General features: G+C 64.3%; 11 protein-coding genes. 4 read left to right on the top strand and 7 right to left on the bottom strand.

Annotated features, from left to right (window positions below):
• Positions 1 to 119 precede the first annotated feature (119 nt).
• Positions 120 to 1,304: a magnesium/cobalt transporter CorA gene (gene corA, locus MUN81_RS11245; RefSeq protein ID WP_245110426.1), complete on the top strand. Its 1,185-nt coding sequence runs from the start codon at positions 120 to 122 to the stop codon at positions 1,302 to 1,304.
• 4 nt (positions 1,305 to 1,308) lie between these two features.
• Here corA and MUN81_RS11240 read toward each other — a convergent pair whose 3' ends face one another.
• Positions 1,309 to 2,355 (bottom strand): AAA family ATPase, encoded by a 1,047-nt coding sequence (locus MUN81_RS11240; protein WP_245110424.1) that lies wholly within the window; start codon positions 2,353 to 2,355, stop codon positions 1,309 to 1,311.
• A gap of 180 nt (positions 2,356 to 2,535) precedes the next feature.
• Positions 2,536 to 5,295 (bottom strand): hypothetical protein, encoded by a 2,760-nt coding sequence (locus tag MUN81_RS11235; RefSeq protein ID WP_245110422.1) that lies wholly within the window; start codon positions 5,293 to 5,295, stop codon positions 2,536 to 2,538.
• A gap of 104 nt (positions 5,296 to 5,399) precedes the next feature.
• Between MUN81_RS11235 and MUN81_RS11230 the strand changes: the two genes are divergently transcribed.
• Both MUN81_RS11230 and MUN81_RS11225 read left to right on the top strand, forming a co-directional pair.
• Positions 5,400 to 5,996 carry a hypothetical protein gene (locus MUN81_RS11230; RefSeq protein WP_245110420.1) on the top strand — a complete coding sequence of 199 codons (597 nt, stop codon included), beginning with the start codon at positions 5,400 to 5,402 and terminating at the stop codon, positions 5,994 to 5,996.
• Between the two features lie 51 nt (positions 5,997 to 6,047).
• The gene (locus MUN81_RS11225) at positions 6,048 to 6,584 is read left to right on the top strand and encodes a hypothetical protein (RefSeq protein WP_245110419.1); all 537 of its coding nucleotides are present in this window, start codon (positions 6,048 to 6,050) and stop codon (positions 6,582 to 6,584) included.
• Between the two features lie 43 nt (positions 6,585 to 6,627).
• Here the strand turns inward: MUN81_RS11225 and MUN81_RS11220 are convergent, their stop codons facing one another.
• The 3 genes from MUN81_RS11220 to MUN81_RS11210 form a co-directional block, all read right to left on the bottom strand.
• Positions 6,628 to 8,286 carry a T9SS type A sorting domain-containing protein gene (locus MUN81_RS11220; protein ID WP_245110417.1) on the bottom strand — a complete coding sequence of 553 codons (1,659 nt, stop codon included), beginning with the start codon at positions 8,284 to 8,286 and terminating at the stop codon, positions 6,628 to 6,630.
• A 63-nt stretch (positions 8,287 to 8,349) separates the two neighbouring features.
• Positions 8,350 to 8,904, bottom strand: a complete 555-nt coding sequence (locus MUN81_RS11215; RefSeq protein ID WP_245110416.1) for a hypothetical protein — start codon at positions 8,902 to 8,904, stop codon at positions 8,350 to 8,352.
• A gap of 3 nt (positions 8,905 to 8,907) precedes the next feature.
• The gene (locus MUN81_RS11210; protein ID WP_245110414.1) at positions 8,908 to 9,966 is read right to left on the bottom strand and encodes a hypothetical protein; all 1,059 of its coding nucleotides are present in this window, start codon (positions 9,964 to 9,966) and stop codon (positions 8,908 to 8,910) included.
• Between the two features lie 154 nt (positions 9,967 to 10,120).
• Here MUN81_RS11210 and MUN81_RS11205 point away from each other — a divergent pair, with 154 nt between their 5' ends.
• Entirely contained in the window at positions 10,121 to 11,608 is a 1,488-nt protein-coding gene (locus MUN81_RS11205) for an amino acid permease (RefSeq protein ID WP_245110412.1), read from the top strand.
• A gap of 80 nt (positions 11,609 to 11,688) precedes the next feature.
• Here MUN81_RS11205 and MUN81_RS22695 read toward each other — a convergent pair whose 3' ends face one another.
• The gene (locus MUN81_RS22695) at positions 11,689 to 12,405 is read right to left on the bottom strand and encodes a carboxypeptidase-like regulatory domain-containing protein (protein ID WP_280638182.1); all 717 of its coding nucleotides are present in this window, start codon (positions 12,403 to 12,405) and stop codon (positions 11,689 to 11,691) included.
• Positions 12,406 to 12,642: 237 nt separating this feature from the next.
• Complete coding sequence (locus tag MUN81_RS11195) at positions 12,643 to 13,074, bottom strand: hypothetical protein (protein WP_245110411.1); 432 nt, start codon at positions 13,072 to 13,074, stop codon at positions 12,643 to 12,645.
• Positions 13,075 to 13,239: the final 165 nt, after the last annotated feature.

Genomic DNA, 13,239 nt, shown 5'->3' with positions numbered 1-13,239 from the left:
ACGGCTCATGCCACCGCTGCGGGGCCTTCCCGGGCGCGTTCGGGCCGGCCGGGGCATCCCGGCCGGCGTGCCTTGCGTAGGGGCGCAAGCTGCTCCGTCGATTTGTATTTCTTTGCCGCATGTCTCCACTTAGCTCTCCGTCCAAGGCTCCGGCCGCGCCGTCCACGCCCTCCGATGGCATCATTTCTGACCGCGAAGCCACCCGGCAGGCCCGCGAACAGCACGTGGGCCAGCGCCCCGGCACGCTCACGGTGCACGAAGGCGCCCTGCCGCCCCGCATCTTTTTGATGTCGTACGACGACACAAACTGCCGCGAAGAGGAATACACCGGCCGCTACGACGACCTGCTGGCCTATTTGCGCACCCACCCCCACCTCAAGCATTGGGTAGACGTGCGCGGCTACAACGACCTGCCCCTGCTGGAGCGCATGATGCAGGACTTCGGCCTGCACCCGCTGCAGATGGAGGACGTGCTCAACGACTACCAGCGGGCCAAGGTGGAGGTATTCGACGAGCACCGCTTGTTTATGGTCTCGCGCATGACCGATTTCACCATTAATCTCGAAGTCGACGACGACCAGCTGTCGCTCTTCACCGGCCCCAACTACGTGCTGTCGTTTCAGGACGACTACGACGACTGCCTCGATGCGCTGCGGGTGCGCATCCGCAGCAATTTCAGCACCTTGCGCCGCCAGCCCAGCCTCTACCTGGCCTACGCCCTCACCGACGTGGTGCTCGACCACTACTACCCCACCATGGCGGCCATCGGCGACTACATCGAGCGGTTGGAAGAAGCCATTTTCTCCGAAAAGCGCCCCAAGCGCCTGCTCAACCGCATTCTGCGCATCAAGAAGGACGTAGTACGCTTTCGCCGGCTGGTATATCCGGAGCGCGACAAGATTGCGGAAATCCTGCGCCTGCCGGAAGAGATAATGCCCGAAAACCTTAAGATTTTCTACCGCGACGCCTACGACCACGCCATTCAGACCCTGGACCTGGCCGAGAGCTACCGCGACAACATCTCCTCCCTCACCGACCTCTACCAGTCGGAGCAGGGCAACCGCATGAACGAAGTGATGAAGGTGCTCACCATCATCAGCACCATTTTCATTCCGCTGAGTTTCGTGGTGGGGCTCTACGGCATGAATTTTCAGCGCCACGACGAGCAGGGCCACCTATTGGTGCGCAACATGCCCGAACTCTACAGCCCCTGGGGCTACCCCACGGTGCTCGGCATCATGGCCAGCGTGATTGTGGTGCAACTGGTGTATTTCTACCGCAAAGGCTGGCTGACCAACCGATGATTTTTTAGTTGATTTTTAACTGCGCCACCACCTGCGCCACGCGCTGCGCCACGGTGCCTTCAACCAGCGTGTAGGGAATGCCATAGAAATCGAGCTGCATCAGAATAGCGCCGTGCTGAAAGCTGCGCAGGGCCTCGGGGCCGCGCCAGCCGTCCTGCTCGAAGGGCACGGTGGGCGCACACACGAAGGTGTGCGCGTAGCGCTGCCGGCACACGGCGGCCATGGCCTGCAGGGCGGGGTCGCAACGATGAAAATAATAGTAGGAATACAGCGCCGTGGTGGCCGCGTTGGTGTCGCAGAACAGCACGCCTCGCGCCCGCCCGGCGGCTTCGTCTTCCAGCTCGGCATGGCGCCGGGCGATGTAGAGCAGGTCGTCGAAGTCGAGGTTGCCGTTTTTCTGCTCGTGCAGGGTGCGGCCGTATTCAGGCACCCACTCGGTGCCGCAGGCCGCGGCCAGTGCTTCGCAAAGCGTGCTCTTGCCGCTGCTCTCGGCGCCCAGAAATACTACTCGTGGCACCGGAGCCGGCGGCACCACGCCCAGCTGCGCCGCCACCAGCGGGTGCAGGTAAGGAGTTGCTGCGGCAGCGTTTGCGCGCACCAGCGTGCCCGACACCGGCACCTGGCTTCTCGCCGCATCTACTTCCACGTGCGGCACTCCCAGGTGCCGGGCAAACCCCGGCCCGTAGGCCTCGCTGGTGAACACCACGTCTACCGTTATTCCCTGCCGAGCCAGCCACAGCCGCACAAACTCGCGGTGGGTGTCATCGTCGGCGGCATCGGGTGGCACGCCATCGGCGTTGGCCGAAAGGGCGAAAACGCTCAGCGGCGTGGAGCCAATGCGCGGCCCGTCGGCCAGCTCATCGCCCCGGTACAGGGCCCGCAGCCACCCGGCGCGCAAAGCCGCCGGGTGCTCGGCCGAGTCGGGGTTGGCGTACACCAATACCACCAGCCCAGCCACCTGGGCCGCGGCCGTTTCCAGCAGCAGCTGGTGGCCCCGGTGCGGCGGCCAGAACTTGCCGACCACGAGGCCGGTGCGGGGAGTTGAAGGCATGGGAAGTTGGGGGCTGGGGAGCAAAAGAACGTCATGCTGAGCGCAGCCGAAGCATCTCGCGTGCAATGGTAAATCCAGTCGATTGAATTACTACCACACGCGAGATGCTTCGGCTGCGCTCAGCATGACGTTCTTTTAATTAAATCTATTCACTCCGCCAACTCGTCAACCCACCGCTGCTCACGGCCCCACCTTCAACTCGGTGCGGCGCAGCTCGCGGCCCACCAGGCGGGCCAGCTGGTAGGTGTCGGTAGTGGCGTCGTAGCTCAGGGCCACGCCGGTGCCGGTGCTGGGCAGCGGCTCGCCGCCCAGCAGCTGGCCCCGCGCATCGTAGAGAAACACGTGGGCCGGACCGGGCTCGGTGATGGCCACCAGCCGGTGGTTTTTGCCGAAATCAAAAAACTGCACCAGCCGCTCGCCCGAGGTCACGAAGCGCTGCGTGAGCAAGGGGGTCGATTGGGCGGGCAGGTACACGTCGATTTGGTTACCGTCTTCGCGCGTCAGCACGAAGGTGCGGCCCGTGAGGTCGGGTACGAGGCGGAAGCGGGCGGTGCGACTCCAGGTGGCCACGCGCTGCCGGCTCAGCACGTCGCCGCTGAGGTTGAAGGTGATGAGCTCGCCGTGCTGGTTGACGGTGGTGAGGCGGGTGCGGGCCAGCGTGGTGCCGGGCTGCACCAGTAGGTTGCCGGCCAGCCGGGCCCCCAGGCTCAGCGGGAAACCAGGAAAGAGGTTGCCCTGCCCGTCGTAGGCGTACACGTAGCCATTTTGCAGGGGGGCCACCACCACGGTGCGGCCGCCCGCGCTCAACAGCGCCGGGCGCCCCGCCAGCGGAAAGTCGAGCCGCTTGGGCTGCCAGCCGCGGAACTCGCGGCCCCGGGCGTCGAGCAGGCGCAGCTCGTTGCCGGCCGTGCGGGCCAGCAGGCGGGCCGGCTCGCCGGGGCCGCCCGGGCCCATAGTCAGGTCGGCGAGGTGCAAGGTGTCGGGCAGGTTCAGGGGGAAGGGCAGCACGTCACGGCCGTCGTTGCCGAGCAGGTGCAGGCGGTGGCCGGCGCCCAGCAGCAGGCCGCCGGCCACTCCGCCCGCGGCCGGCAGCAGGGCCATACCCACGGCCGGCCCGGCCAGCGTGTCGGACCACACCACCGTGTTATCGGCGCTCACAAAGTGCAGCGCCTGGGCCGAGTCCTGCACCACCACGGCCGGAATGCGCGTGCCCAGCGCGGGCAGGGCCACCGGCGTGCCCACTAGCCCGCGCTTAAACGCCAGCACGCGCCCGTTGGCCGCGGCGCCCCCGGCCTGGGCGGTGGCGGGCCCCAGGTTGGGGTGGTGCAGCAGCAGTTGGGTGAAGTATTGCGCATCGGGGGCCGCTTCGTTGTCGGCCGGCACCAGTTGGAACGCCATTTGGGGGAAGCGCTTGAATAGGGCTTCGTTGCGGAGCAGGCCGGCGCGGCGCTCCTCCGTGAGCACGCCCAGCAGCGCGTTCCAGCTGTTGCGGGTGTCCACGAAAATACTCAGGCGGGCGCGCGGCTGGGTTTCCTGCAAGAAAGATACCTGCGCCGGCGACTGCGCCCAGGTGCGCCCGGCCACCACATCGACCAGGTAAGCATTCAGGGTCAGCTCATCGGAAAGCACCAGGTAATTGCCCATCATCACCCCGGCGCCGGACACCACCTCCACGGCGTTGGGCCGGGCCGGGTCGAGCAGCGGACCCAGCACGTCGGCTTCCGAAAAGCCCACCGGATGCACCTGGTAGGGCCCCACCCGCGTGAAGGCCGGCGAATTGCCATTGAGCCGACGCAGGCGGGCCAGCCACGTGCTGGTGCGGGCCGGCACCGAGCAGCGCACCATGGCCAGCCGGCCCGGCCGGCGGCCCGGCGCGGCGGCCGCCAGGTAGGCCACCGCCATTTCGCCCCCCAGGGTTGCCCGCAGGCTGTCGAGGCCCGCACTGATTCCCAGCGAGTCGACCGGCGGCGCGGTTCGGGGCCAGGTGCGGGCCGGCTGCGCGGCCAGGTGCAGCACCAGCGCCGTGCGCGTGCTCAGGATGTCGGTGAGGCCCAGCGGCTGGGCAGCCTGCCCCCGCAGCCGCTGCTGCAGGCTGCCGTGGGTGGTTTCGGGGTTGGAAAACCCTTGCAGCAGTGCCCGGCTGCCCGCCAGCTTCACGCCCATGAACCCCTGCGACACCAGCCCGGCCAGCAAGTCGAACTGCCCGTGCGCATCGCGCCGAAACAGCACATCAAGGAACTGCGGCAGCCGGCGGTAGTTCACCAGCACGGTGGCGTCCACGCCGCGCAGCTTCAGCAAATCGGTGGAGCTGAACGTGGCAAGCACGGTGGGCGCGTCGGGGTGGGCCAGGCGGCGCACCACGGCCTCCACCAATCCGCCGTTGGCGCTGATGAGGAGGTGGTTGCGATAGTTGAGCACGGTGAGGCTGAACTCGCTGCGCTGCTCCGTGAGAATGGTCAGCTCCTGGCCTTCGTACTCGCGGGTGCTGAGGCGGTAGCGACTGTCGCGACCCAGGGTTTCGAGCAGGCTGCGCACCTGCCGGTACTCGCTCACCCGCACCAGCGGTATCTGATACAGCACGTCGAACTCGTCGGGGCCCGTGACGTGCAGCGAGGTGATGACCAGCTTGCGGCCCAGCAGCGTGAGCAGGCTGTTGCGGCGCCGGGCGCTGCCGCTGCTCAGGCTGTCAGCCAGGGCCAGGTGGCCGGCGGCGTGCTGGAAGTAGCGCACGGCCGTGAGGTTGTCCCACAGCTCGGTTTCCTGCAGGTGGCGCACAAGCGTGGGATGGTCGTGGGTGCTGAGCACGAGCACGGCATCGTCGGGCACCAGGGCGTAGGGGTCGACGGGCACGGCCGCCAGGGTGCGCCGGTAGTAGACGTACGTGGCCAGCGCCAGCAGCAGCAAGAGGGCCGTATACAGCGCCAGAAGCTTTCGGGACATGCGGGAAGTAGCGGATGACGGGCGACGAAAGTACGCCCGCCGCCGCGGCTGCGCCGTAAATCGGGACGTATCTTTCCGTTCGGTACCAAGCGCCGTTCATCCTCATGCCGTTCCGTCAGTTGTTTTCGTCGTTGTTGGCGCCCGGCCGCTGGGCCGGCCTGCTGGGGCTGCTGGCGCTGCCGGCCTGCTTTCAGCTGCGCGAGCCCGAGCCCGCGGCCACCGGCAGCGAGTGGATTCAACCCACCCAGATTGACATTCTGCTGGCCAACTTCACTACGGCCGTGCAAAACGTGAACGTGGCCAATTACGAGCGCACCTTCAGCGGCCCCACCTACCGCTTCGTGCCCGACCCCACCAGTGCCGGCTCCTCGCCGGCCCTGTTTGCCAACTGGAGCGTGCCCGACGAAACCACCTACTTCAGCAGCCTGCGCCGCCGCACGGCCACCGGCGTTAAGAACACGCTGACGCTCACCGACCGCCGCGACCAGCTCTACACCGCCGACTCGGTGGAAATATCGGCCTTATATCAGTTGCGCGTCACGCAGCAGGACACGGCCTTTCACGCGGGCCTGCTGCAAGGCAACATCCGCCTCATCCTGCGCCGCCGCAACAACGAGTGGCGCATTGTGGCCTGGCGCGACCAGCGCACCATGCCCGGCCTGTGCTGGACGGATTTGAAGAAATATTTCAGTTCGCACTGACGTTGCGAACCAGCAGGGATTATTTATGCAGCAACCCGTATATTTCGGCCTATGAAGCCGTTGCGCCCGTCATTTCCGGTTTTGCTGCAGGCGGGCATTGTCCTGATGCTGACCGTGCCGGCGTGCAACCCGTTTGCGCCGGCGCTGGATGAGGTGCCCACCGACCAGAATGCGCTGCTGGGCAACCCGGTCACGGTGCGGGGCTTTTTCGACCGCTTTCGGGCCGCCTACCAATTGCGCGATTCCACGCTCTATGGGCAGCTGCTCTCGCCAAAATTCAAATTCACGTACCACGACTTTGCCGCCAACGTGGACCGAAGCTGGACCCGCGACGTGGACGCCAACACCACCTACCGCCTCTTCAAAGCCGCCCGCTCCACCAATTTGCAGTGGACGCAGTATCTGCCCACGTCCGACACGCTGGCCTCCGACACCCTCGTGAACGTGGAACGGTCCTTCCTGCTCACCATCGAGCAGCGCGACAACGAGCGGTTTTCGGGCTCGGGCACGGCCCGCCTCATCCTGGTGCGCAAGAACCGCAACGACCCCTGGCGCATGCGCAGCTGGTACGACCGCAGCGAGTTTTAGCGCGGCAAGCCCGGCCAGGCCATCGCTCTTGCCGCACTTAACATTATTCAACCACAAGGCGTTTGGTAACGACCGGCCGGCCGTCGCCGGTGCGAATCAGGACCATGTACAGGCCGGGCGGCAGCGCGGCCACCGAAAGGATGGGGCGTTGCGCATTCACGGGCCTCCGCCACACAGTGCGGCCCTGCAGGTCGCACACCTGCACCTCGGCTTGCCCCGCACCGGGCGGAAAATCAAGCGTTACCTGCGTGGTGGCGGGATTGGGGTATAGCCCCCAGGCGCTTGCGCTTGGCCCGGCACCCGGCACCGCCGTCAGTACGCGGCCCCAGAAATCGGCGCGCGCCAGCCCGATGTCAAATAAGCCGACGGTGACAATGGACGGCACGGCGCCCAGCCCCACCGTGCGGTACGTGTCGAACGAAGCCACCGGGGCCTGGCTGCCGCTCAGGGTGATGCCGACGGGCTTCGCGGAATCGATGGTTGTGGCCGTGGCCCACAGCACGCTTCCCGTCGAATCGTACTTGACCACGACCGTGCGGTAAGCGCCGTAGGGCCACGTGAAGCTCGCGCTGCCAAAGCGGGCCGGCCCGCCGACCGCGGCCGCCAAAAAGGCTTCGTCCCCTGCGTTAACGGCCACGCCCCGGCCTTCGTTGGGCACGTTGGTGCCGCCCCCGGTGCGCACCCACTGAAACGCGCCGGCAGCCGAATACCGGGCCACGAAAGCGTCCTGGCCGTTGGCAGCCGTCAGCTGGCTGCTCCCGAATTGGGCGCCCGTTTCGAGGTCGCCGCATACGTACACGTAACGGCCCAAGGCGTTGACGGCCACCCCGCCGGCCGTGGCCAGCGGCGCGGCGCGCAGCCATTGCGGCGTGCCGTTTTGCGCGTATTTGACCAAAAACAACCCATATGTGGCGGCGATGGTGCCCTGCACGCCGCTGCTGGCCTGCACGGTGCCCGTGCCGGCCGTGCCGGCCACGTAAACGGTGCCGCTCACGTCGGCGGCCACGGCCGCGCGGTCGAACGCCACGTTGCCGTTCGTCGACACTGGGGTTAGCGGAGAAATCAGCCGCACCCAATTGACGTTACCGCCCAGGTCGTAGCTCACCAGCACGTAGTCGAAGAGGCCGTTGAGCGGGCGGGGCAGGTGCACGCCGCCGATGGTGAGCGAGTCGACGCGCGAAGCCAGCACCACCGCGTTGCCAAACCCATCGGTGGCCACGCTGCTGGGCTGCAGGCCCGCGTTTCGCGAGCCGATGCGCTTGGCCCACAGCACCGTGCCGGCTGAGTCGAGCTTGGCCACAAAGCCGCCATCACCGGCCACGCTTTTCCCCGAGCCCGGAAACGTGAAGCCGGTGTCGGTGACGCCCACCACAAACACGTTTTGGAGCAAGTCGGTGGCCACGGCGGTGCCCACATCGTAGTTGCGACCGCCGCCGCCGCGCGCCCAGCGCAAGCGCCCCAGCGAATCGTACTTGGCAATCACCACGTCGAGTTCGCCGCTGTGGGGCAGCGTAGCCGGGCCGCCGCTGAAAGTGGCCGGGCTGTCGTAGCCCCCGGTGACATAGGTATTGCCCTGGGTGTCGGCCGACGGTCGGGCCGAAATGTCGTATAGCCCACTGGGCGAATTGCCGGTGGTCCCGCCCAAGCGTCGCCCCCACTGCCACCCCGCATTTTGCGCCTGCGCCGCAGACACAGTCACCATCAATAGCAGCAACCACGAAGCCACGGCAACGCGGTTGCAACCCGGAATTATCTTTGCCATGGCTTAGCGTGCGGTTACTTTACGCAAGGGCACCACGAGACCAAAGCGGCTGCGCTCGAAGAGGCTGTCACGCAGATTGGGGTTGGCCCGAAAGTCGAAGCTGGCACTCAGCCGGCCGTTGTAGTAGCAGCGCAGTTCTTCCAGCTCCAAGTCATTACGATATCCTTTGGGATATCTTTCAAGGCGCAGAGTATCGGTGTCGCGACGGTTGAGATGCACCAAGACATTATTGATATAAGCTGGGCTGTTGACTGGCTGCGCCTGGCCCATGAAGCTAGGGTCATCTTGAAGCCACACCTTGCCCCTCACTCGCAGTATTTTTGCAGGAGAAATACGGACGATGCCGTCTTGCCCAGTAACTTGAAACTGGACGGAATCGGGACTCGTGGCGCCGGACCGGGCAAACCAAGCTTGGCCGCTGGCGTCGTCAATTAAGTCATAGCATACTGTGGGAACCAGCGGTATACCGCCCGCGTCGGGCCCGGCAGTTGTTTTGGCACAGCCAATGGCGAGCAAAAGGCATGCACACAAGACGGATAAATGAGTGAGCGTTTTCATGAGCTAGCGCAGTTCAATGTGTTTCACCGCTTGTTGTTCTCCATTGAATCGGTCATTTAATCCTCCGGTGTATTCATAGCGGCCGGTGGCCGTATTGAATCCATAATAAGAACCCCTGCTATCGGAAAGCACTGGGTCACCAGGCGTATCCATTAAAGCATCACCGTTTACTTCAGCTTTTTTTTCACCCCAGGTTGAAACACAGGCAATTCCCTGGGTACGCGTGCGGCTGGATGACTCCTGATAACAATCTCCCGATTGACCATTGTACAGGACGCTGTTGTTCTGGTCGCGGGCGTTGTGCGTGTGCGGCAACCCGAGTACATGGCCCATTTCGTGCGCGAACGTGCGGGCGGATGCGAAGTTGCTCAGCGTGAGCAGAAAGCGCGGAAATATGGGTTTGGGCAGTCGGGCAATGCCTGCCCAAGTTCCCCCATTGATAGAGGAAGAAGTGCCCGGTTCATTCACAAAATGCACGTTCACGGCAGAAGCGTCGAACCAAGTGCGCCACATATAATCCAGCGCTCCGGCATCGGGCCTGTCATATAAATAAGAATCAGGAATGTAGCCCGCGCCGCACTTCAAATAGAAGGTTATGGGCACATTGGAGCGGGCAAATTCTGCATTCAACTGTGCGATGTCATCCCGTACCTGGTCGAGGCTACGTCCGCCGCTTCCATCCGAGCGTTGATGTATCCACGCTTTGATGGGCACGTACAGCATGCCGGGCGACGACATACGCCCTTCGGCATCTTTTCGGTACACCTCATCCTGCGTCAGGGTGCGGGGGGCGTAGCCTTGGCTGGGGTCGTCCGAAGCCGCTTTGATTTGGTCGATGTAATCGGCCGGCACGTCGATGGCGTGCTCCCGCAGGTAATCCACCAAGTACTGGTTGTTATCGGCCCACGGCAACTGGCGCAGTTCTTCCTCGTTGTATGCCGTCTCCGTTCCGCAAAAATTGTCGGGCTGCAGGGCTTGGCCCGCCGCGAAACGGGCCATCGTACAGCACACTAGCAGAAGCAGTTTTTTGGTAAGTGACGGGGGGGGGGTAAAAATTTTCATTAGCTGTTTGTTTTGGGTAGAAAAACTTGCTGACCAAATGTATGCATAAACCTTACTAGTGCAATAGCATGAGAGAAACATTCTGGCACTGCCTCAGCGGGCTCTCCAAGGCGATTGCGCCGCACTAGCTACCTTGGCGCCTTAAACTGTTCTTATGACCGAACCTCAACCCGACCAGCCGCATTTTAAGCGCGCCATCAATCTTTTCGACGCCATTATGCTCGTGACGGGCAGCATGATAGGCTCGGGCATCTTCATTGTTTCGGCCGACATTTCGCGGCAGGTGGGCAGCGCGGGCTGGCTGCTGGTGGTGTGGCTGCTCACGGGCTTCATCACCATGGCCGGCGCCATCAGCTACGGCGAGCTGGCCAGCATGTTCCCCAAAGTGGGCGGGCAGTACGTGTACCTGCGCGAAGCCTTCGGGCGCCTCACGGCCTTCCTGTATGGCTGGACGTTGTTCCTCGTCATTCAGACCGGCGTAATTGCGGCCGTGGCCGTGGCGTTTGCCAAATTCACCGGCGTGCTGCGGCCGTGGTTCAGCGTGAATAACATACTGTTTGAAACGAACATCGGCTCCTGGCATTTTACGTTTTCTACCGTACAGCTGCTGGCCATTGTGCTCATCGTGGGCATCACGGCGCTGAACGCACAAGGCGTGCGCACGGGCAAGCTTATTCAGAACGTGCTGGGCAGCACGAAACTCATTGCGCTGGCCCTGCTCATCATCTTTGGTGTGGCCTTGGGCATCAACCACGAGGCCATCGCGGCCAACTTCGCCGATTTGTGGTCGGCCAGCCGCTCAGCGGCCCCTGGCGTGAGTGCGCCCACCCTGCCCATTAGCGGCGGCGCCCTGGTCATTGCCATCGGCATGGCCATGACGGGCTCGCTGTTCTCTTCGGATTCCTGGAACAACATCGGCTTTGCCGGCGAAGAAATTCAGAACCCCGAGCGCACGCTGGTGCGCAGCATGGCCATCGGCACGGCCATCGTCACGGCGCTCTACATCCTCATCAACGTGGTGTATTTGCTGGTGCTGCCGCTGCACGGCTCGCCCGAGGCCGCCACGCTGGCCGGCCGCGGCATTCAGTACGCCACCGACGACCGGGTGGCCACGGCCGTAGCCGAGTCGGTGCTGGGCCGCGCCGGCGCCTATGTGATGGCCGTGCTCATCATGCTCAGCACGTTTGGCGCCAACAACGGCATCATCTTGAGCGGGGCCCGGGCCTACTTTGCCATGGCGAAAGACGGACTTTTCTTCCATAGCCTGGCCCGGCTGAACGGAGCCGGCGTGCCGGGCCGTGCGTTGTGGGCGCAGTGCTTCTGGGCCTGCGTGCTGTGCCTGAGCGGCCGTTACGGCGACCTGCTCAACTACGTCATGTTCTCGGTGATTCTGTTTTACGTTGTCACCATCATCGGCATTTTCGTGCTGCGCCGCACCCGCCCCGAGGCGCCCCGCCCCTACCGCGCCTGGGGCTACCCGCTGGTGCCGGGCCTCTACATTTTGCTGGCCACCACGTTCTGCATCATCCTGCTCATCGCCCCCGACACGGCCGAGTTCTCGCGCCGCGGCCTGGGCCTGATGGCCATCGGCCTGCCGGTGTACTTTCTGTTTGGCCGCCGCTTTGGAAACACCGGAGCATAGTCCTTGACTCCTGTTTATAGCAAAAGGCCCGGACTTTCCTTGAAAAGTCCGGGCCTTTTGCGTTGCGCGACGGGTGCCGATTACCGGCGGCGCGATTTAGCGCGTGGGGTCAGCGTTACGTTCACGGGCTGGTTGCCGCGGCTGCGAACTTCCTCGTCATCGTAGCCGCCGTAGCCGAATATCAGCGTGTTATCGGTGCCGGCGGGTACTTCCAGCGTGTAGTTGCCGTTGGCGTCGGTGCTGGTGCCTTTGCTGCTGCCGCGCAGCAGCACGGTGGCGCCCACCAGGGGCTTGCCGATTTCGTTCTCAATCTTGCCCGACACCGTGACGGTGGTGGGGGCCGCGGGCGCGGCCGGCTCGGCGGCGGGCGCCGGGGCCGGGGCCGCCTCTACCGGGGCCGGAGCCGCTGCGGCGGGCGCGGCGGCAGGTACCGCAGTGGCTACCGCCACGGTTTTGGGGGCCGTGGTGGCTTTGGCAACAGGCTTTTCGGTGGTGGTTTTCTCTTCCTCGGTTGTGGCGGCGGGGTCCGCTTTGAGGCCGGCGGCAATGCTGTCGGCGGCGGTGGGTGCGGTGGCCGTCACGGCGGCGTCGTCAAGCATGAACGTGGGCGTCACGCTGGCCAGGCCGCTACCACCGCCCTTGGGCAGGGCAATGTAGCCCACCACAAGGGCCAGAATTACTGCCCCCAGAATGTAGAGCAGCTTGTTGTTGCCGCCCGAAGCCAGCTCTTCGTCCTGAGCCTCAAAGTTGGGGTCGTAAGGTTCGTTTTCGGCATTGGGTACATTGTCCGGGTTCATCGCAGCGAATGGTTTGCGTAAGGTGGGAAAAGAAAAAGAAAGAGAATGGGTATTATCCTAATACTCTGGTATCGGATATGTCCGGCAAGTTAAGCTTTTGCCGCGTTATCAAGGTATCGGCGCGCTTTTTTCTTTTCTCCTTTCATTCACCGCCGAAGCCGGCATGCAAAAAGCCGCTCCGCCCCACCCAGGCAGGTGGCACGAAGCGGCTCGTTTTGGCGCGGGCAGCGGGCGGCGTTATTCGTCGCTGATGCTTTCGTTGTTGCCGGCCGGCGTGGGCTTGCCCGTGGGGGCGTCCGCCCCAAACGGCTGGTCGCGGGTGCGGATGTTGTGGTCGAGCTCGTAGCTGCCTTCGGCCTCGAAGCCCGGGCCCTGGGCCTGCTCGCCGGCATGGGTGTGGTCGTTGCCGCCCTGGGGGCTGGTTTCGGAGCCGCCGATGTGCAGGTTTTCGAGCTGGTCTTTCTGGTTGCTACGCTGCGTGTAGGCGTTGGCGCCGGTGTTGCGGGCGGCCGAAGGGTCGTTGCTGGACTTATTGTTGCTCTGGTCCTGCCGGTACTCCTTCTGGCGCTCCAGCTCTTCGTTTTTCACAAAGTTTTTGTTTTCGGTGATGTCGGCGTTTTCGCCTTCGTTGGGGTCGGTGCCGTCGCCGGAAATATTATCGGGAATCATGGGCTGGGAAGTGAGGTGGAGGTGTTGGGTGCTGAATGGCTTACGCAGCCCGGTGCTTTCCGTTACGCCCCCGGCCAAACCACGGGCCCGCGGCCTTGCGTAGATGGCCAGCCCCGGGGCGCTACTGCCGTGCCGGCGCGGCCGAGCCCCACGCTGTGGGTGCAG

The organism is Hymenobacter sp. 5317J-9 (genome assembly GCF_022921075.1).
Lineage (GTDB): Bacteria > Bacteroidota > Bacteroidia > Cytophagales > Hymenobacteraceae > Hymenobacter.
Note: the sequence above shows the minus strand (reverse complement) of the source record. Positions and strands in the feature narration are given on the sequence as shown.

What these genes read in the sequence shown, in the direction of transcription:
- corA (WP_245110426.1), top strand. Translation starts at nt 120, where the DNA reads ATGTCTCCACTTAGCTCTCCGTCCAAGGCTCCGGCCGCGCCGTCCACG.
- MUN81_RS11240 (WP_245110424.1), bottom strand. Translation starts at nt 2,355, where the DNA reads ATGCCTTCAACTCCCCGCACCGGCCTCGTGGTCGGCAAGTTCTGGCCG.
- MUN81_RS11235 (WP_245110422.1), bottom strand. Translation starts at nt 5,295, where the DNA reads ATGTCCCGAAAGCTTCTGGCGCTGTATACGGCCCTCTTGCTGCTGCTG.
- MUN81_RS11230 (WP_245110420.1), top strand. Translation starts at nt 5,400, where the DNA reads ATGCCGTTCCGTCAGTTGTTTTCGTCGTTGTTGGCGCCCGGCCGCTGG.
- MUN81_RS11225 (WP_245110419.1), top strand. Translation starts at nt 6,048, where the DNA reads ATGAAGCCGTTGCGCCCGTCATTTCCGGTTTTGCTGCAGGCGGGCATT.
- MUN81_RS11220 (WP_245110417.1), bottom strand. Translation starts at nt 8,286, where the DNA reads ATGGTGACTGTGTCTGCGGCGCAGGCGCAAAATGCGGGGTGGCAGTGG.
- MUN81_RS11215 (WP_245110416.1), bottom strand. Translation starts at nt 8,904, where the DNA reads ATGAAAACGCTCACTCATTTATCCGTCTTGTGTGCATGCCTTTTGCTC.
- MUN81_RS11210 (WP_245110414.1), bottom strand. Translation starts at nt 9,966, where the DNA reads ATGAAAATTTTTACCCCCCCCCCGTCACTTACCAAAAAACTGCTTCTG.
- MUN81_RS11205 (WP_245110412.1), top strand. Translation starts at nt 10,121, where the DNA reads ATGACCGAACCTCAACCCGACCAGCCGCATTTTAAGCGCGCCATCAAT.
- MUN81_RS22695 (WP_280638182.1), bottom strand. Translation starts at nt 12,405, where the DNA reads ATGAACCCGGACAATGTACCCAATGCCGAAAACGAACCTTACGACCCC.
- MUN81_RS11195 (WP_245110411.1), bottom strand. Translation starts at nt 13,074, where the DNA reads ATGATTCCCGATAATATTTCCGGCGACGGCACCGACCCCAACGAAGGC.